Annotated in this window: 15 protein-coding genes and 1 pseudogene; 9 read left to right on the top strand and 7 right to left on the bottom strand. The window is 71.0% G+C overall.

The window, feature by feature from the left end; translation table 11 throughout:
* Position 1 precedes the first annotated feature (1 nt).
* The 4 genes from IOE58_RS04455 to IOE58_RS04440 form a co-directional block, all read right to left on the bottom strand.
* On the bottom strand, positions 2 to 166 hold the full coding sequence (locus IOE58_RS04455; RefSeq protein WP_193865219.1) for a hypothetical protein: 165 nt from the start codon (positions 164 to 166) through the stop codon (positions 2 to 4).
* Between the two features lie 266 nt (positions 167 to 432).
* Entirely contained in the window at positions 433 to 3,642 is a 3,210-nt protein-coding gene (locus tag IOE58_RS04450; protein ID WP_193865218.1) for an alpha-mannosidase, read from the bottom strand.
* 164 nt (positions 3,643 to 3,806) lie between these two features.
* Complete coding sequence (locus IOE58_RS04445; RefSeq protein ID WP_193865217.1) at positions 3,807 to 4,619, bottom strand: serine hydrolase domain-containing protein; 813 nt, start codon at positions 4,617 to 4,619, stop codon at positions 3,807 to 3,809.
* Positions 4,620 to 4,644: 25 nt separating this feature from the next.
* Complete coding sequence (locus IOE58_RS04440; RefSeq protein ID WP_348981880.1) at positions 4,645 to 5,487, bottom strand: serine hydrolase domain-containing protein; 843 nt, start codon at positions 5,485 to 5,487, stop codon at positions 4,645 to 4,647.
* Positions 5,488 to 5,658: 171 nt separating this feature from the next.
* Between IOE58_RS04440 and IOE58_RS04435 the strand changes: the two genes are divergently transcribed.
* The 9 genes and pseudogenes from IOE58_RS04435 to IOE58_RS04395 all read left to right on the top strand — a co-directional run bounded on the left by IOE58_RS04435 (position 5,659) and on the right by IOE58_RS04395 (position 16,503).
* Positions 5,659 to 6,432 (top strand): L,D-transpeptidase family protein, encoded by a 774-nt coding sequence (locus IOE58_RS04435; protein WP_228018929.1) that lies wholly within the window; start codon positions 5,659 to 5,661, stop codon positions 6,430 to 6,432.
* 223 nt (positions 6,433 to 6,655) lie between these two features.
* Positions 6,656 to 7,369 (top strand): FHA domain-containing protein, encoded by a 714-nt coding sequence (locus tag IOE58_RS04430; protein ID WP_193865215.1) that lies wholly within the window; start codon positions 6,656 to 6,658, stop codon positions 7,367 to 7,369.
* A gap of 7 nt (positions 7,370 to 7,376) precedes the next feature.
* Positions 7,377 to 7,886, top strand: coding sequence for an FHA domain-containing protein FhaB/FipA (locus tag IOE58_RS04425; RefSeq protein ID WP_193865214.1), 510 nt, complete (start codon positions 7,377 to 7,379; stop codon positions 7,884 to 7,886).
* A pseudogene (locus tag IOE58_RS14210) lies at positions 7,883 to 8,419 on the top strand (PP2C family protein-serine/threonine phosphatase); the annotation flags it as partial. The gene IOE58_RS04425 and the pseudogene IOE58_RS14210, both read left to right, overlap by 4 nt.
* 994 nt (positions 8,420 to 9,413) lie before the next feature.
* A complete protein-coding gene (locus IOE58_RS04415; protein ID WP_348981867.1) occupies positions 9,414 to 10,655 on the top strand; it encodes an FtsW/RodA/SpoVE family cell cycle protein in 1,242 nt (413 codons plus the stop codon).
* The gene (locus IOE58_RS04410) at positions 10,652 to 12,097 is read left to right on the top strand and encodes a peptidoglycan D,D-transpeptidase FtsI family protein (protein ID WP_193865213.1); all 1,446 of its coding nucleotides are present in this window, start codon (positions 10,652 to 10,654) and stop codon (positions 12,095 to 12,097) included. The genes IOE58_RS04415 and IOE58_RS04410 overlap by 4 nt, the downstream gene beginning before the upstream one ends.
* Positions 12,094 to 13,590 carry a serine/threonine-protein kinase gene (locus IOE58_RS04405; protein WP_193865212.1) on the top strand — a complete coding sequence of 499 codons (1,497 nt, stop codon included), beginning with the start codon at positions 12,094 to 12,096 and terminating at the stop codon, positions 13,588 to 13,590. The genes IOE58_RS04410 and IOE58_RS04405 overlap by 4 nt, the downstream gene beginning before the upstream one ends.
* An 11-nt stretch (positions 13,591 to 13,601) precedes the next feature.
* Positions 13,602 to 15,833 carry a Stk1 family PASTA domain-containing Ser/Thr kinase gene (pknB, locus tag IOE58_RS04400; protein WP_311199702.1) on the top strand — a complete coding sequence of 744 codons (2,232 nt, stop codon included), beginning with the start codon at positions 13,602 to 13,604 and terminating at the stop codon, positions 15,831 to 15,833.
* Positions 15,826 to 16,503, top strand: coding sequence for an anthranilate synthase component II (locus tag IOE58_RS04395; protein WP_193865210.1), 678 nt, complete (start codon positions 15,826 to 15,828; stop codon positions 16,501 to 16,503). Before pknB ends, IOE58_RS04395 begins: the two co-directional genes overlap by 8 nt.
* A gap of 86 nt (positions 16,504 to 16,589) precedes the next feature.
* Here IOE58_RS04395 and IOE58_RS04390 read toward each other — a convergent pair whose 3' ends face one another.
* Genes IOE58_RS04390 through IOE58_RS04380 form a run of 3 tightly spaced genes read right to left on the bottom strand, consistent with a single transcriptional unit; the run spans position 16,590 to position 18,375 of the window.
* Positions 16,590 to 16,790: a hypothetical protein gene (locus tag IOE58_RS04390; RefSeq protein ID WP_193865209.1), complete on the bottom strand. Its 201-nt coding sequence runs from the start codon at positions 16,788 to 16,790 to the stop codon at positions 16,590 to 16,592.
* Positions 16,790 to 17,554 carry a class E sortase gene (locus IOE58_RS04385; RefSeq protein WP_228018925.1) on the bottom strand — a complete coding sequence of 255 codons (765 nt, stop codon included), beginning with the start codon at positions 17,552 to 17,554 and terminating at the stop codon, positions 16,790 to 16,792. The genes IOE58_RS04390 and IOE58_RS04385 overlap by 1 nt, the downstream gene beginning before the upstream one ends.
* Positions 17,551 to 18,375: a DUF881 domain-containing protein gene (locus IOE58_RS04380; RefSeq protein WP_193865208.1), complete on the bottom strand. Its 825-nt coding sequence runs from the start codon at positions 18,373 to 18,375 to the stop codon at positions 17,551 to 17,553. Before IOE58_RS04380 ends, IOE58_RS04385 begins: the two co-directional genes overlap by 4 nt.
* Positions 18,376 to 18,403 lie beyond the last annotated feature (28 nt).

Raw genomic sequence — 18,403 nt, 5'->3', positions numbered from 1 at the left:
CTCAAAGAGGACCGAAGCGCAGGTGAACAGCCGAAGAACAAGCAGTGGCCAGCGGTGCAGCGCCAGTCACGCACGGGCCATGCGACGCCCGCACCAGCACCAGCACCAGCACCAGCACCAGCACCAGCACCAGCACCAGCACCAGCACCAGCACCAGCACCAGCACCAGCACCAGGCTTGCCGGCTTTGCCCTGCTTCGCAAACTGCGGGACGAAATCAGCGCCTACGGACCGGTAAGGACGTTCACGCCTCACATACGTCCCACCAGCAGTCACACCCCGCCTGAACGAATGCGATGAGGATGAGCGGGCCTGGACAGCAGTCACGCCCCGCCTGCACAGGAATGTAGACGGGGCGTGCGGCGCGAGAAGGCGACCAGCCGGGCAGGGCCGCACAGCCCCAACAGGACTGCTAAGCCCCAGCGCGGACGGATCAGCCCTGGCGGGAGATGCGCAGCGTCTTTATCTCGAACGGACGGAAGTTCAGCCCGACCGCGCCCTTCTGGTCGGCGTCGCCGCCCTGCTCGAACGCGGAGCGGAAGGCCGGGGCGTGCTCGTCGAAGGGGCGCTCCAACAGGTCCACCACGGCGACCTCGCCACCGGCGAGCGCCTCATCGAGCACCACCGAGGCGACCGCTCTCGCACCCTCGGACTCGTACAGGCGCACCACCAGGTCACCGGAGCGATCCTCGGCCAGCTTCACCGTTTCCACCAGCACATTGGGCGCATCCACGCTGACCAGCGGGGCGGCGATCGCCCGGGCCGCGGCGGCGGGAGCGTACCGCTCGGGCAGGTTGATCCGGTAGCCCTCCTCGACGGCCTCGCGCACCCCGGCGCCCGGGCGCACCGACACCCGCATGGTGTACCGGCCGTGGTCGGCTCCCGGATCGGGGTACTCGGGGGCCCGCACCAGGGTGAGGCGAGCGGTGGTGGTGGTGCCGCCGTCGTCCTCACGGACGGTGCGCAGCACATCGTGCCCGTAGGTGGAGTCGTTGGCAATCGCCACCCCGTAGTCCCCCTCGGCCACGTGCACCCAGCGGTGCGCGCAGGTCTCGAAGCGGGCGAAGTCCCAGCTGGTGTTCACCGGGACCGGTCGGTCCACGTGGCCGAACTGGATCTCGCTGCTCATCGAGGCGGCGCGCACGTCCAGGGGGAAGGCGAGCTTGAGGGCCTTCTTGCGCTCCTTCCAGTCCAGGTCGTTGACGATCTCCAGGGCCGTGTCGCCGGGGCGCAGCACGAAGGTCTTCACGATGGTGGAGCCCGCACCGGTCACGCCCCGGGTCTCGGCGCTGCCGGCATCCTCGGCCAGCGCCGTGCTGTAGGTGTAGGCCACCCGCACTCCGCCGTCGTCCTCACGGACCTGCACGTCGGTGGGTGCATCGAGGTCCCGCACCACGTGGCGGTAGAACTCGTCGATGTCCCAGGCATCCCAGGCGTTGGGCGTGTCGCGGTGCAGCTGGAGCAGGGCGCCGCGGGCGCCGGGGGCGATGGACTCGCGCCCGGTGGCCCGGTCCTGCAGCGAGACGAGGGAGCCGGAGGCGTCCAGCACGGCCCGCAGGGACTCATTCTCCACGGTGATCCGGTCGCCCTCGCGGACCACCACCACGGCCTCCTGCGCGGTCTCCACAGATCCTGCACCGTAGGCGGGCACACCGCGACGGGCCACGGGTGCGGTGTTCACCAGCACCTGCCCGGCGCCCTCTCCCTCACGGGTCGGGCCGTCGACGGCGCGGTCGGGGTCGTCGGCCTCATCGGCGGCGGTCACCAGGGCCTCGGGGGCCGACGCATCGACCGTCGCGCCACCCAGTGCCGCCAGGGCCTCCTCGATGATCGCACCGGCCCGCTCTGCGAGCGCGGCGTGGCTGCGCTCGGCGTCCCGGTGCACCCAGGCGATCGAGGAGCCCGGGAGGATGTCGTGGAACTGGTTCAGCAGCGCGTCCTCCCACATGGCCTCGAGCTGGTCATGGGGGTACTCGTGGCCCGTGCGGATCGCGGCCAGGGAGGCCAGGAACTCCGCCTCGTGCAGGAGGTGCTCACTGCGGCGGTTGCCCTGCTTGGTGCCGGGCTGGGCGGAGAAGGTGCCGCGGTGCAGCTCGAGGTACAGCTCGCCGTTCCACACCGGGGCGTCGGGGTACTCGTCACGGGCCCGCTCGAAGAACTCCTGCGAGCTGCCGAACTCGACCTTCGGGGAGCCCTCGAGGTCAGCGGCCCGACGACCGGCGGCCATCATCTCGCGGGTGGGCCCGCCGCCGCCGTCGCCCCAGCCGAACAGGTCGATGCCGATGCTGGAGCGGCCCTTCTCCTTGAAGTTGCGCTCGAAGTAGGCCAGCTCCTCCCCCGAGAGCATGCCGTTGTAGGTGTCGGCCGGCGGGAAGTGGGTGAACACACTGGTGCCGTCGATCCCCTCCCAGCGGAAGGTGTGGTGGGGGAAGGTGTTGATCTGGTTCCAGGAGACCTTCTGGGTCAGAAAGAACTCGTGGCCGGCCAGGGCCGTGATCTGGGGCAGGGCCGCGGAGTAGCCGAAGGAGTCCGGCAGCCATGTCTCGCGGGTCTCCACCCCGAAGTTCTCCAGGAAGAAGCGCTTGCCGGCGATGAACTGACGGGCCATCGCCTCGGAGCCGGGCATGTTGGTGTCCGACTCCACCCACATGCCGCCCACCGGCATGAAGCGACCCTCGGCCACGCGCTCCTGGATGCGGGCGAACAGCTCGGGATAGCGGTCCTTGAGCCACTTGTACTGCTGGGCCGAGGAGGCGGAGAAGGTGATGTCCGGATCGTTCTCGATCAGGGTGCACACGTTGGAGAAGGTGCGCGCTACCTTCCGCACCGTCTCGCGCACGGGCCACAGCCACGCCGAGTCGATGTGGGCGTGGCCGGTGGCCAGCACCGTCAGCGCGGAACTGCTGGCCGGTGAGTCCAGGGCCGGGCGCAGCACTTCCCGGGCCAGCTGGGCGGTGCCGGGCATGTCGTCCGGATCGGCCGCATCGCAGGCCGCCTCCAGGGCGCGCAGGATCTCGTGGCGCCGCTGGCTCTTCTCCGGCAGGGAGACCATCAGGCCGCCGAGGGCGCGGAAGTCCTCGGCCAGTTCCCAGATCTGCACGTCCCGGCGGGCCAGGTGCAGCTCCTTGATCCGGTAGAGCTCCTCATCCGGGATGGTCTCGGGATCGCCCAGGGGCGTGGGGGCGAAGGCCCAGCCGCCGGAGACCATGGGGTTGGCGGCGCACTCGAGGTAGTAGTCGAGCTGCTCGCCGGGCTGGACCGGGAGGTAGCGGTTGTAGGGGTTGATCGCCTTGACCGGCACCCCGTCGGGGGTGAACACCAGCGCCTCGGCCTGGAAGCCGGGCTGGCCGGTGAAGTCGAGGTCCACGATCAGCTCGCAGGCGGAGGTGCCGTCCTCGGCCCACTCGGCCGGGACGGTGCCGGTGACGTGCAGCCAGGTGGTGGACCAGGCGCGGCCCAGGCGGGCGCCCAGCTCGATCGGCTCGTACTGCTGGGCGATGGCCTCGCGCGGCGGGATCGGCTCCCCGGGGACGCGGTAGACGGAGATCTGCACCTCCGCCTGCTCCTGGTAGATCTTCGCGGCCAGGTTGTCCTGGGCGAAGCGGCGGATCCGGGACTCGGTGAGTTCCCTGTCGTCGAACATGGAGGGGCTCCTCGGGGCGGCGCAGCACCGCTGGGTCGTCGTGGGCTTCCGGACCATCGAGCCTACCCAGGGGGTGAGGCCCGCGTCACGGGGTGCAGGCCATGCTAAAGCGTTTCAGTGATCGGCTTACCCCACCCGCTGGCATCGGCGACAGCGGTGGCGGCTCAGGCGCGTCCGTGCTCGGCCAGCACCGCGTCCGACAGCTGCGGCATCACGCGGCGGTGGGCATCGCAGAAGTCGTGGGAAGTGCCCACCACCAGGGCCAGGTCAGCCACGGGGTCCACCCAGAACGCACTGCCGCGCATGCCGAAGTGGCCGAAGGTCTGCTCGCTGTTGTGAGCGCCGGTCCAGTGCGGGCTCTTGGTTCCGCGCACCTCGACGCCCAGCCCGAAGGGATTGGGGGTCTGCTTGCCGAAGCCGGGCATGATGCCCACCAGCTCCGGAAGCTGAGGGGTGGTCATCTGCCGATGCCACTCCGGCTCCAGCATGGTGGGGCGCAGCATCTCGGCAGCGAACAGCGAGAGGTCCTCGAGCGTTCCCATGGCACCTACCGAGGCCGAGCCGGTCCACTCCAGGTGGTCCATCCCCAGCGGCCCGGCCACCCGCTCCGCCACCCAGTCCCCGAAGTCGCGGCGAACGGCGCGCTCCACGTGGCGGGACGCCTCGTCGATCCCGTAGTTGGAGTAGTGGCGCCGCTGGCCCGGGGGCTGGAGGGCGGTGGGCGATTCGTAGGTGCAGCCGGAGGCATGGGTGAGCAGGTGGCGCAGCGTGGAGCCCGGGGGGCCGGCCTCGTCGTCGAGGTGCACCCGCCCCTCCTGCAGGGCGATCGTGCAGGCCAGTCCGGTCACCGTCTTGGTGACGGAGCGCCAGGCCCGCACCAGCCGAAGGTCGCCGCGCTGGGCGCGGACGCCCTCGGGGCCCAGCACCACTGCCGCGGCCTCGAAGCCGAACTCGTCCAGCAGGTCCAGCGCGCTCACCGGAGCACCCTCGGCCGCGCCGGCATCATGTCCCCTGGCCGAAGCGCTCCAGGACCGCGTCGGTGAGCGCGGGCCAGTTCTCCTGGTGGACGGCACCGAACGGCTCCTCCCCCAGGAAGGCTGCGGTCAGGGAACGCGCCGGGTCCACCCACAGGAAGGAGCCGGACTGGCCGAAGTGGCCGAAGGTCTGCGGGGAGGATCCCTTCCCCGTCCAGTGCGGCTGCTTGTCCCCGCGGATCTCGAAGCCGAGCCCCCAGTCGTTGTTCTTCTGCCTGCCGTAGCCGGGCAGGATGCCGGAGAGCCCCGGGAACTGCACGGTGGTGGCCTCGCGCCACAGCGCCTCCGGGATCAGGGTGGGCTCCAGCAGCTCGCGCCCCACGGCCAGCAGGTCGCGGATGCTGCCGCGGTAGCCGGCCGCGGGACTGCCCTCGACGTCCAGGTCGGTCAGCTCCAGGCCCTGGACGACCGTCTGCTCGATCCATTCCGGGTAGTCGTACCCGGTGGCCTGCTCGACGTGGGCGGCAAGCACCTCGAAGCCGGTGTTGGAGTAGATGCGACGCGCTCCGGGCTTGGACAGGACGTCCTCCCCCTCGAAGCCGTACCCGGCCGTATGGGCCAGCAGGTGTCGCACGGTGGCGCCCTCAGGACCGGCGGGCTCGTCGAGGTCCACCAGGCCCCGGTCCACGGCCATCAGTGCGCCCAGCGCCGCGATCGGCTTGGACACACTGGCCAGAGGGAAGACCGCACGCTCGTCGCCCTGGGTGTGGACAGTGCCGTCAGGGTCGCTCACCCCTAAGGCGACGGGGAAGTCGAAGGCGTCGGTGGGGATCTCGTCGGTGGCCACGCGCCCAGGATCCCATACCGCGATCCCGGCGATCGAAGCTCCCCCTCCCCACCCGGCTGACCTGCGTCGATGAGAGCGATCTGCACCGCTCACAGATTCATCGGCTTTATCTCTTGTTTACTGTTCCTTGGGTAGTCCATGATGTCCATGCGGCCTCGCCGCTCCAGGGGATGCACATCACTCACAGGGGGAAGAATGAACGCCTTCACCATCGACGCCACGCCGGCACCGCTCGACGCCGCGGACGGACCGCCCATGGAGGTGCGGGACTCCGGGCTCCTCTCACCATCGCGGCGCAGCCTGCTGGTGGGGACGGGTGCGCTCACCCTGGGGGCGGCGCTGGCCGCCGGGGCCTCGCCCGCGAGCGCCGCGCCCGTGCTGCGCAAGGGATCCCGCGGCAGCGCCGTGACGGCGCTCCAACGGGACCTCACCAACCTGAAGTACTGGCTGGGCACCGTCGACGGCAGCTTCGGCCACCTCACCCAGCAGGCGGTCTACGCGATCCAGAAGGCTGCGGGGCTGACCCGCGACGGCGTGGTGGGGCCGCGCACCTACGATGCGATCCGGCGCAAGGTGCAGCCCAGGCGCCGCATCACCAGCGGGACAGGCTTCGAGGTCAGCAAGTCCTCCCAGCTGCTCATCGCCACCTCCGAGGGGAGGCTCTCCTACGTCCTGAACACGTCCACAGGCAGCGGGGAGCGCTACTACTCGGGGGGCCGGTGGAAGACGGCCACCACACCCACCGGTGACTTCCGGATGTACAGCCTGTACAGCCGGGGCTGGCAGACGGGCCCGCTGGGGAACCTGTACCGTCCCGGCTATTACGACCGCGGCTGGGCCATCCATGGGTCGGGCAGCATCCCTCCCTACCCCGCCTCCCACGGCTGCTCGCGGATCTCCACCGCCGCCAGCGACATGCTGTGGACCCGCGGCTGGTTCATCAAGAACAGGCGCGTGCTCATCTACTGATCGCACCACCGGCGGCATCCTCCTGGTGCCGCGAGGGGGCCCGGGGCAGTGATGACGCTGCTGCCGGGCCCCTCCTCCTTTACGAGACCTGCACGAACCCCTTGCTGCTCCCGACCGTGCGCACCCCGTCGCCAGGGCCGCGTCGCGATACGATCGACCCGTTCACGAGGAAGCAAGCTCCGCCGACCGGCGGCAGCGGGAGGCACGAGAGCGAAGGACCGCCGTGGGGATCTTGGATCGCATCGAGCGCACCCTGGACAGGGGCGTGACGAGCGTGTTCTCGCGGGGGCGGGGGCAGCTCAAGCCGCTGGACCTGGCCCAGGGCCTCAAGCGCGAGTGCGACGACCAGATCCAGGTGCTCGACCGCACGCGCACGCTGGCGCCGAACGTGTACAGCGTCTACCTCCACTCCGAGGACTTCGAGCGCTTCGCCTCCTGGCAGGACACACTGGTGGAGGAGCTCGAGCGGGTGATCATCGAGCACGCCGACAAGCAGCGCTACATGTTCGTGGGCGGGGTGAGCGTGACGCTGGAGAACGACGACGAGGTGCGCCCCGGCCGCTTCGAGACCGAGTCCCGCACCGAGCGGGGCAACGCCGCGCCCGCCACCGATGCCGCCCAGTCCGGCTCCGCCGGTCATCCCCTGGTCGAGATCGACGGCCAGCAGTACCTGCTGACCGGCTCCGTCACCGTGATCGGCCGGGGCGGCGACGCCGACATCATCCTCGAGGACACGGGGGTCTCCCGTCACCACCTCGAGCTGCGCACCGAGGAGGACGGCACCCTGATCGCCACCGACCTCGGCTCGACCAACGGCACCTTCGTGGACGGCGAGCGGATCCGCACCCCTGTGGCCCTCCAGGACCGCTCCCTGGTCACGATCGGACGCACCCGACTGACCGTGCTGCGTCCCGACGCGGGCCCCTCCACGTGGTGAGCGGCGCATGAGCGAACTGACCATCGTCGCCCTGCGCCTGGGCTTCGTGCTGGCGCTGTGGGTGTTCGTGATCGCGGTGCTGCTGGTGCTGCGCAACGACCTGTTCGGCACCACCGTCGTCACCCGCTCCAGCAAGAACCCGCGGCGCGAGCAGCGACCCTCCGCCGATCCCGCGAACCCGGCGAACGTGGGCGCCATGCGCACCGATCCCACGGTCACCGTCACCTCCCTGGTGGTCACCGCCGGGCCCCTGCGCGGGACGTCCCTCACCCTGGGCTCCACACCCGTCCTCATCGGCCGTGCCCCCGAGTGCACCCTGGTGCTGGACGCCGATTACGCCTCCAACCGGCACGCCCGCGTGTTCCAGCGCGACGGTGAGTGGATGGTGGAGGATCTGGGATCCACCAACGGCCCGCTCGTGTCGGACCGTCGGATCGAGGGGGCCGTGGCCTTCCGACCCGGCGCCCAGGTGCGGATCGGCCGCACCGAGATCGAACTGAGACGAGGCCCGCGATGACCATCGCACTGCGGTACGCCGCCCGCTCCGACGTGGGCCTCGTGCGCTCGAACAACCAGGACTCCGGCTATGCCGGCAGCCACCTGCTGGCCGTGGCCGACGGCATGGGCGGGCATGCGGGAGGCGACGTCGCCTCCTCCGTGGCCATCGGCCGCCTGATGCGGCTGGACAGCGAGACCCCCGCCTCCGACATGGTCGCCGCCCTCGAGCAGACGGTGCTGGACGCCAACCAGGAGATCCTGCGGCGCGCCCGCGACGAACCGCAGCTGGCGGGCCTGGGCACCACCATCACCGCGCTGCTGCGCACCGAGGGCAAGTTCGCCCTCGCCCACATCGGGGACTCCCGCGCGTACCTGCTGCGCGATGGCGAGACCACGCAGGTCACCAAGGACCACACCTTCGTGCAGCGACTGTTGGACGAGGGCAGGCTCACCGAGGAGGAGGCCGAGCGCCACCCCCAGCGCTCCGTGCTGATGCGGGTGCTGGGCGATGTCGACGCCGATCCTGAGCTCGACCTCTCCCTGCGCCCCGCGCACGTGGGCGACCGTTGGATGCTGTGCTCCGACGGCCTGTCCGGCCTGGTCTCCCTGGAGACCATCGGCCGCACGATGCAGGAGATCGAGGATCCGGACGAGTGCGCCGACGCCCTGGTGCAGATGGCGCTCAAGGGTGGCGGGCCGGACAACATCACCTGCATCATCGCCGATGTGCTGGACCTGGACCGGCTCCCGCGCGGCGTGGAGCCACCGTCCACCGCACCGCAGATCGTCGGGTCCGCGGCCCGCACCCGCCACCAGCCCACAGCCGCCTCCGGGCCCGCCGCGAAGGCCGCCGCGCTCACGCGAGGCGAGGCGGAGGCCCCCTACGCCGACGAGGACTTCTCCGAGGAGGAGCCCCCTCGTCGCAGCCCCTGGCCGGCCCTGGTGACCCTGGCGCTGCTGCTGGCCGTGGTGGCCGGAGCCCTGTGGTCGGCCTATGCCTGGTCGCAGAAGCAGTTCTTCGTGGGCACCGACGGCACCCACGTGGTGATCTACCAGGGGCTCGCCCAGGACCTGGGCCCGATCCCGCTGTCCAGTCCCGTCGAGGTGACGGACATCGAGCTGGAGCAGCTGCCGCCGATCATGCGCGACCAGGTGCAGCGCACCATCTCCACGCCGGACCGGGACGCGGCCGAGGAAGTCGTGATGCGCCTGCAGAACGCCGCCGAGCTCGCCGCCCCCACCACCCCTCCCCCCGGGACGGAGGAGCCCACCGAGACCGACAGCACCACCGGCACGCCCGACGGCGGGGCCTCTCCTCCGAGCCCGCGGAGGAGGCTCCGGCGGCGTCGAGCCCCTTCCCGAGCGGCCGGAGCGCACTGCCACGCCTCCGGACGAGGGCGAGTCGAGCTGATGGCGACCATCCTCGTACACCGCTCGGCCCCGCCGCCTCACCCAGGCGCTGCTGCTGGCCTTCGCGGTGTCGGTGGGGGTGACGGCCTATGCCCTGGTGGGGCTGGGCCGCTTCGAGGAGCTGCCCGCCGACCTGATGCAGGTGGGCATCGGCGCTGCGGTCGTGGCCGTGCTGCTGCAGATCGCGGTGATGTGGCGCGCCCCGTACGCGGACCCCACCATCCTGCCGATCGTGGTGCTGCTGAACATGCTCGGGGTGGCGGTGATCGCCAGCATCGACTCCGCCAACACCCTGTACGGGCCGCGGGCCACCGCGATGGCGGACCGCCAGATGATCTGGTCGATGCTCGGGGCTGCGCTGTGCATCGGCGTGCTGGTGGCGCTGCGCGATCACCGCTGGCTGCGCCGCTACACCTGGATCTTCGCGCTCACCGGGGCACTGCTGCTGCTGATGCCGCTGGTGCCGGGCCTGGGCAGCGAGCGCAACGGCTCCCGCATCTGGATCTCCATCGCCGGCAACAGCTTCCAGCCCGCCGAGCTCGCCAAGATCGCCTTCGCCGTCTTCTTCGCCGGCTACCTGGTGGCCCGCCGTGACACGCTGGCCCTGGCCGGGCCGAAGGTGCTGGGCATCCACCTGCCGCGCTGGTCGGACTTCGGACCGATCCTGGTGGCCTGGGGCTTCGCGATGGCCGTGCTGGTGTTCCAGACGGACCTGGGCACCTCCCTGATGTTCTTCGGCCTGTTCGTGGTGATGCTGTACGTGGCCACGGACCGTCTGAGCTGGCTGGTGATCGGCGCGGTGATGTTCCTGCCGCCGGCGGTGTTCGCCGCCATCCAGATGGGGCACGTGCGCCGGCGCATCGACTGCTGGCTGGATCCGCTCTCGCGGGAGAACTTCGATGCCTGCGGTCAGGTCAACGCCGGCTTGTTCGGCCTGGCCAACGGCGGGATCACCGGTGCCGGCCTGGGCGATGGACGCCCGAACGTCGTCCCCCACGCGGAGTCCGACTTCATCTACACCTCCCTGGCGGAGGAGCTGGGCCTGGTGGGGGCCTTCGCCGTGCTGCTGCTGTACCTGCTGCTGGTGCAGCGAGCGATGCGCGCGGCCGTGGGCATCTCCGACGGCTTCGGCACCCTCCTGGCCGGCGGCCTGGGCTTCGTGATCGCCCTGCAGGTGTTCGTGGTGGTCGGCGGCATCACCCGGGTGATCCCGCTGACGGGCCTGACCCTGCCGTTCCTGGCAGCCGGGGGCAGCTCCCTGGTGTGCAACTGGATCATCGCCGGGATCCTGGTGCGGCTCTCGGATGCAGCCCGCCGTCCTGCGGCGCGCCAGGTCCCCGGCTCCACCCGCGTCTCCCCAGCGGAGGTGATGGCATGAACAAGCCGCTGCGTCACGTATGGCTCGTGGTGGGGATGCTGTTCCTGCTGCTTTTCACCTCCACCACCTACTTCCAGGTGGTGGCCCAGGGCCGTCTCAACGCCGATGGCCGCAACGCTCGCACCATCTACAACGAGTTCGGACGCCATCGCGGACCGATCGTGGTGGACGGCACCGCGATCGCCAGCTCGCAGGAGTCCGGCGACACCTACGGCTACCTGCGCACCTACGACCCCGGTGCCATGTACGCCCCGGTCACGGGCTACTACTCGGTGATCTACGGCTTCTCCGGGATCGAACGCGCGCTGAACGACACCCTCTCCGGTGACGCCGACGCCCTGTTCTACCAGCGCATCTCCGACATCCTCTCCGGGGAGCAGGGGCAGGGCGCCACGGTCGAGCTCACCCTGGACTCCCAGGCACAGCAGGCGGCCTGGGACGCCCTTGGCGATCAGCGCGGCGCCGTGGTGGCACTGGACCCCAGCACCGGCGCGGTGCTGGCCATGGTCTCCACCCCCAGCTACGACCCCAACCTCCTGGCCAGCCACAGCTCCTCCGAAGTGCAGGCCGCCTGGACGGCGCTGAACGAGGATCCTGCGCGCCCCCTGACCAACCGGGCCACCGGCGGCGACCTGTACCCGCCCGGCTCGGTCTTCAAGCTGGTGGTGGCGGCCTCCGCACTGGACTCGGGGAAGTACACACCGGAGACGGTGATCCCCGGTCCCGGCACCTACCAGCTGCCGAACTCCTCCTCCATCATGAACAACCGCGCCGGTGGCGACCAGACCCCGTGCGGCCCGGACGACGCCTCCACCCTCACCGACGCCCTGCGGCAGTCCTGCAACACCTCCTTCGCCCTGCTGGGGCAGGAGCTGGGCGAGGACCAGCTGCGGGCCACCGCGGAGCAGTTCGGCTTCGGGCAGCGGATGGAGATCCCACTGGCGGGGACCGCCTCGACGATGGGCACCGATCTGGACGGCGCCCAGCTGGCCACCACCTCTATCGGCCAGTACGAGACGCGCGTGACCCCGTTGCAGATGGCAATGGTGGCCTCCGCCTTCGTCAATGACGGCGTGGTGATGGAGCCGCAGCTCGTGCAGTCCGTGCGCACCTCGGACCTGTCCTCGATCGCCGAGCTCACCCCGCGCGAGGTGGGCCAGCCGCTGAGCGCCTCGAACGCCTCCGAGATGCGCGGGATGATGATCGAGACGGTCGAGAACGGCACGGGCAGCGCAGCCCGGATCGAGGGCGCCGAGGTGGGCGGCAAGACGGGCACCGCCCAGTGGGGCGAGGGACGCGCACCCCACTCATGGTTCGTCGGGTACGCGCAGATGGGCGATCGAGAGGTCGCCGTCGCCGTGCTCGTCGAGGAGGGCGGGTACGGATCGCGGGTGGCTGCCCCGATCGCGAAGGAAGTCATGGAAGCGGTGATCTGGCGATGAAGACCAAGCAGGGCCTCGTCCTGGAGGGACGCTACGAGCTCGACTCCCTCATCGCCACCGGCGGCATGGGCGAGGTGTGGAAGGGCCACGACCAGGAGCTGGACCGGCAGGTGGCCGTGAAGGTGCTGCGCGAGGAGTATGCCGGCGACGACGGCTTCCTCAAGCGCTTCCGGGCCGAGGCGCGGCACACCGCCGCCCTCTCCCACGATGCGATCGCAGGGCTCTACGACTACGGCGAGCTGGACGGGCGTGCCTACATCGTGATGGAGCTGTGCCCGGGCAGGCCGCTGTCGGACATCATCGAGGAGAACCCGGGCGGGCTGCCGGAGCACCGGGTGATCCCCGTGCTGATCACCCTGGCGCGCGCCCTGGACGCCGCCCACGCCAAGGGCGTGGTGCACCGCGACGTGAAGCCCGAGAACGTGCTGGTGGACGAGAGCGACGACTGGTCGATGAAGATCACCGACTTCGGCATCGCCCGCAGTTCCGACCAGGCACGACTGACCAAGACCGGCCTGGTGATGGGGACCGCCCAGTACCTCTCCCCCGAGCAGGCGATGGGCAAGCAGGCCACCTCGCTCTCGGACATCTACGCCCTGGGTATCGTGGCCTACGAGATGCTGGCCGGGCACCGCCCGTTCACCGGTTCGAGCCAGGTCGAGATAGCGATGGCGCAGGTGAAGCAGCAACCGCCGGAGCTGCCCTCGCACATCCATCCGGATCTGCAGCGGCTGGTGATGATGACGCTGGCGAAGGCCCCCGCGAACCGGCCGCGCTCGGCCGATGCCGTGGCCCGGATCCTGGAGGCCATCCAGCGCGGAGCCGTACCGCGCTTCACCACCGGGGCCATCCCCACCCTCAGCGCCGACCCGGCGGGCGCCGGAGGCTCGGGCGCCGCCGAGCGCTCCGCCGGATCGCCCGGCAGCGCCTCCCCCACGGGCACCCGCACGGCCGCGGCCCGACATCGGCAGCGGCATCGCGGCCGGGGCGTGCGGCACCGTTCGGGGCCGTCGGCCCGCTCGGCCGCCTCCGGCCCCTCGGCGCTGTCGGCGTCCTCGGCGTCCACGGCTCCCCGACCCTCCTCGCACTCCGAGCTCCCCCCGCCCGGTGGATCTGCAGTTCCCGGCGGGGCCGCGGTGCCTGCGGGGGCCGCCGCGCAGGGCGGGGAGGCAACGGGCCCGGCCCCGCGCGAGAGCGGCCGCGACGGTCATGACGGCCATGACCGTCGCTATGACGGCGTGGACACCGGGACCTCCGAGCGCACCGTGCGGGGCACCACCACCGGGGCCCGGATCGGTCCGCTGTCGGTGCCGGGGCTGGTGCTGCTGCTCCTGCTGATCGCGGTGGTCGCGCTGGCCGTCGCCGGCGGGATGGGATGGCTACCGCTCGGTTCGGCCGGTGCCCCCCGAGGAGCGGCAGAGGGGCTGGAGTCAGCGCGTACCATGGTCGAATCGGTCGTTGTCGGCCACGGCACGAGGGCGGTTTGGCATTGAGTGGAGATAACGTGGTCCTCGGAGGCCGCTACACCCTGGGAAGGGTGCTGGGACACGGAGGCATGGCCGAGGTGTTCCTGGCTGAGGACACCCGCCTGCACCGCACGGTCGCGGTGAAGGTGCTGCGGTCGGACCTCGCCCGGGACGACAGCTTCCAGGAGCGGTTCCGCCGGGAGGCGCAGAGCGCAGCCTCGCTGAACCATCCCTCGATCGTCGCCGTGTACGACACCGGCGAGGAGCACAGCACCTCCCTCACCGGTGCCGAGGTGACCATCCCGTACATCGTGATGGAGTACGTGGAGGGCAGCACCCTGCGCGCCTTCATCGATCCCGAGGACCCGATGGACGTCGCCCAGGCCGGCGAGGTGATGGCCGCGTTGCTGAGCGCCCTGGAGTACTCGCATCGCGCGGGGATCGTGCACCGCGACATCAAGCCCGGCAACGTGATGATCACCGAGTCCGGCCAGGTCAAGGTGATGGACTTCGGCATCGCCCGCGCGGTGGCCGATGCCACCAGCGCGATGACCGCCACCCAGGCCGTGATGGGCACCGCCCAGTACCTCTCCCCCGAGCAGGCGCGCGGCCAGATCGTCGATGCGCGCTCCGACATCTACTCCGCAGCCTGCGTGATGTACGAGATGCTCACCGGACGCCCACCGTTCACCGGTGACACCCCCGTGTCGATCGCGTACCAGCACGTGCGGGAGATCCCGCACGCGCCCTCGCACTTCAACCCGGCGATCACCCCCGAGATGGACGCCGTGATCCTCACCGGCCTGGCCAAGGATCGCGAGCAGCGCTACGCCAGCGCGGTCGCGTTCGCCCGTGACATCGCGGCCGTGGTCTCCGGCAGGGCGCCGGTGCTCGTGGCCGGGGCGGTGCCCGCCGGGGCCGACGCCGGGGCCACCACCGTGCTGACCCCGATGGACGACACCACCGAGGCGCTGCCGGTGATGACCGGTGCCGGGATCGCCGGTGCGGGAGCCGTGGGAGCCGCGGCCGCCGGCCCGGTGCACGGCTCCGCCCTGGCCTCCGCGCAGACCGGCCCCATCACCGCACAGAACGGTGCCGTCGTCCCGTCCGGCCCCGGCGAGGTCGAGGAAGAGCGGAAGCGCCGCACCCCGTGGTGGCTGATCGCCCTGGTGCTGCTGGCGGTGGCGGGCGTTGTCGCAGCGCTACTGTGGTTCCTGGACCCCTTCGGCTCCGACGGCCCTGAGACGGTCGCAGTCCCCGCGGTGGTGGGCGAGACCGAGGACGAGGCCCTGGGCCTGCTCGAGGACGTCGGCCTGAAGGGCGAGGTGGACTACCAGAACTCCGCCGAGGTGGACGAGGGCACCGTGATCAGCTCCGATCCGGCGCCGGAGGCGCAGGCCCCCGTCGACAGCACCGTCGTGCTCACCGTCTCCTCCGGCCCCCAGGCCGTGGAGGTGCCGGATCTGCGCGGCAAGTCGCGCGAGAAGGCCCGCGCTGAGCTCGAGGCCCTCGGCCTGACCATGGCGGTGGCGGCCGAGGAGGACGCCGCCAAGCTCGAGGCCGGTCAGATCATCCGCAGCAGCCCTCAGGCCGGCAGCACCGCACAGCCGGGCGACGAGGTCCAGGTGTGGGTCGCCACCGGGAACGTGATGATGCCCAACCTCGACGGTCTGAACATCGAGGAGGCGACGCAGATGCTCGAGGATCTCGGGCTCACGGCGGACACCACCACGCGGGAGGACACGGAGAACGCCCCCGGCACCGTGCTCGAGCAGAGCGTCGCCCCCGGCCAGACGGTGGGCATCGGGACAGCGGTGACCCTGGTGGTCGCGAGCGAGGCGGGACCGGTGGCGGTGCCCAACGTCGTGGGCAGCACGTACGAGGAGGCGCAGCAGATCCTCCAGGATGCCGGAGGGTTCGGCGCCAACCCCCAGCGCGAGTACCACGACTCGGTGCCCGAGGGGTCGGTGATCCGCACCGAGCCCGCCGCGCAGGAGCAGGTGGAGCGCGGCTCCACCATCACGGTGGTCATCTCCCGCGGGCCCGAGCCGACGCCCGAGCCCACCACCGACCCCGAACCGACCACTGACCCGGAGCCCACCGAGGAGCCCAGCCCCACGGACGACCCCGGGGACGACCCGCCCACCGATCCGGCAGACGACAACAGCAAGGGTGGCGACAACCCGAACCCCAACAAGGGTGGCGACAACCCGAACTCCGGCCCCGGGAACAACAGCGGTCGGGGCAACGGCAGAGGCAACGGTGGCTGAGCCGGAGCCGGCCCGCACCGGGCCTTCCCCCACCCCGATCCTGGTGATCGACAACTACGACAGCTTCGTCTACACGATCGTGGGCTACCTCGAGCAGATGGGCGCGCACTGCACGGTGGTGCGCAACGACCGGGTGCCGCAGCACGAGGACGGCAGCATCGACCTGAGCGGCTTCGCCGGGGTGCTGGTCTCCCCCGGGCCGGGCAGCCCCACCACTGCCGGCCGCTCCCTGGACGTGATCGGCACGTGTGCGGACGACCAGGTGCCGATGCTGGGCGTGTGCCTGGGGCACCAGGCCCTCGGGCAGTTCTACGGGGCCACCGTGGAGCACGCCCCGGAGCTGATGCACGGGCGCACCAGCGAGCTGGTGCATGAGGGGCGCAGCGTGTTCGAGGGTGCGCCCAGTCCGATGACGGCCACCCGGTACCACTCCTTGACGGTGGTCCCGGAGACGATCCCCGATCAGCTCGAGGTCACGGCCCGCACCGCGAGCGGCATCGTGATGGGCCTGGCGCACCGTGAGCTGCCGCTGCACGGGGTGCAGTTCCATCCCGAGTCGGTGCTCACTGAGAACGGCCATCTGATGCTGGCGCGGTTCCTGGAGCTGTGCGACGGGATCGACGCCGAGGAGCGCTCCTGCGGCCTGGCACCGCTGCTGACCACCGGCTGAGGCCGGCCGCGCCGCGGCACCCTGTGATCAGGCCCAGTCGCGCCGCAGTGTGCGTGATCGGGCCGCTTCGTGGGGTGGTCCTGTGATCAGGCCGCGCCCATTCCTGCGGTGCCGCCGGCACCTGGGGACGGCGATCCGACCAGACCGTCGTTGAACGGCATGTAGGGGGAGATGGCGGGGAACACCCAGCCGAACAGCACCACCACGAGGGCGGCCAGGATCACCAGCGTGATCAGGATCCGCACCCACAGCGGGCCGGGCAGGCGGCGGAACATCCAGGCGTACATCAGCCCTCCTGTCCGTTGGGTGCGAGGGCCTCGGGGATGCCGTCGGCACGGTCGGTCCAGTAGGCGAACTCGGCGTGCACGATGTACCGCTCGCGCGCCGAGTACATGGGGTGGCACGCAGTCAGGGTGAGCATCGCCTCGGTGGGCTCCACACCGGGCTGCCCGGGGGTGGGCGCGATGACCTCGACCGCATCGGGCATCACCACCAGCGACTCGGTCACCTCGTAGACGTAGAAGGCTTCGGCCGTCTCGATCACGATCGCATCGCCCTCCTCCAGGCGGGCGATGCCCTCGAAGGGGCGGCCGTAGGTGTTGCGGTGCCCGGCCACGGAGAAGTTGCCCACCTGGCCCGGCAGTGCCGTCTCGGGGTAGTGACCCACGCCCTTGACGTTGAGCACTTTCTCCAGGCTCACGCCCTCGGCCAGGGGCACTCGCTGCCGGTCGAACTCGGGCACGTGCATCGTGCCCCACACCATGGTGTCGCCCAGGGTGTCGGGCACCGGCGGAGGGCCGTCCTGGGGGGCGGCGATGGCCTGCTCCGCCTCGCCCCACTGCTGGTCGAGCTCGGCGACGATGGTGTCCTGCTCGCGGTCGGCGACCACATCCGTCCACCACAGCTGCCACACCAGGAACAACAGCATCAGGGCGCCGAGGGTCAGGAGCAGTTCGCCGAGCACCCCGATCGCCCCGCCCAGCAGCGAGGTGCGCTTGGCCCTGTGCGCGCCTCGGGCCGTCCCGTCGGCGCGGCGGCGTCCCCGACTCATCCGGCCCTCGCCACGTCGATGGTGAGCGAGCCCTCGAAGGCCGGCAGGGTCACCTCGTCGATCGTCTCGGAGCGCTCCCCCAGGCCCACGTAGTCCACCCACTCGCGGTACAGCGCCACGCTCGGGGCACTGTCCAGCGCGGCCATGAGGGCGTCGGGGTCACCGATGGTGGTGATCACGAACGGGGGCGAGTACACGCGGCCCTCGAGCAGAAGAGTGTTGCCCGCGCAGCGGAAGGCGCTGCCGTTGATCACCCGCTGGTCCTGCAGCATCATCGCCTCGGCCCCACCGGCCCACAGGGCGTTGATGAAGGCCTCCATGTCCTGCTGGTGGACCACCAGGTCGTCAGGCGTGACCCCGGGGATGCTGCCCAGCGCACTGGTGGGGGCATCGGAGAGCGTGACCCGCACCCCGGGGCCGACGACGGAGCTGAGGCCCACCGCGTCGGCCACCAGCTGGGTGCGGTGCTCACTGCCGCCGCCCTTGCGAGTGAGCTCATCGATGCGGGCGCGCTTGTCGGCCGCGGAGTCCGTGAGGGATCCGATGGTGCGGTCACGCTCGCGCAGCACCTCGGCCACACTGCTGGACTCATCGCGGATCGACCCCCCGCCCGAGATGCGGGAGGTGGTCACGAACAGCACACCGCAGGCCGCCATCACCAGGCCCACGCCCAGGCGCCCGGCGAACTCTCGCCGGGAGGCGGGGACCTGTGTCCCCGGTGAGTCCGGCTGGACGGGCCCGGAGGTGCGCTCGCCCCGATCGGGAGCGGCGGTGCGCTCACCGGGATCGGGAGCGGCAGGGTCCGGGGGTCGTGGGTCCATGGTTCCCTCCCGCCTTTCGCGCAGTCGC

Origin of the sequence: Brachybacterium epidermidis (assembly GCF_015209585.1) — a bacterium.
Taxonomy (GTDB): Bacteria; Actinomycetota; Actinomycetes; order Actinomycetales; family Dermabacteraceae; genus Brachybacterium; species Brachybacterium epidermidis.
This window is presented reverse-complemented; position numbering and strand designations above follow the sequence as displayed.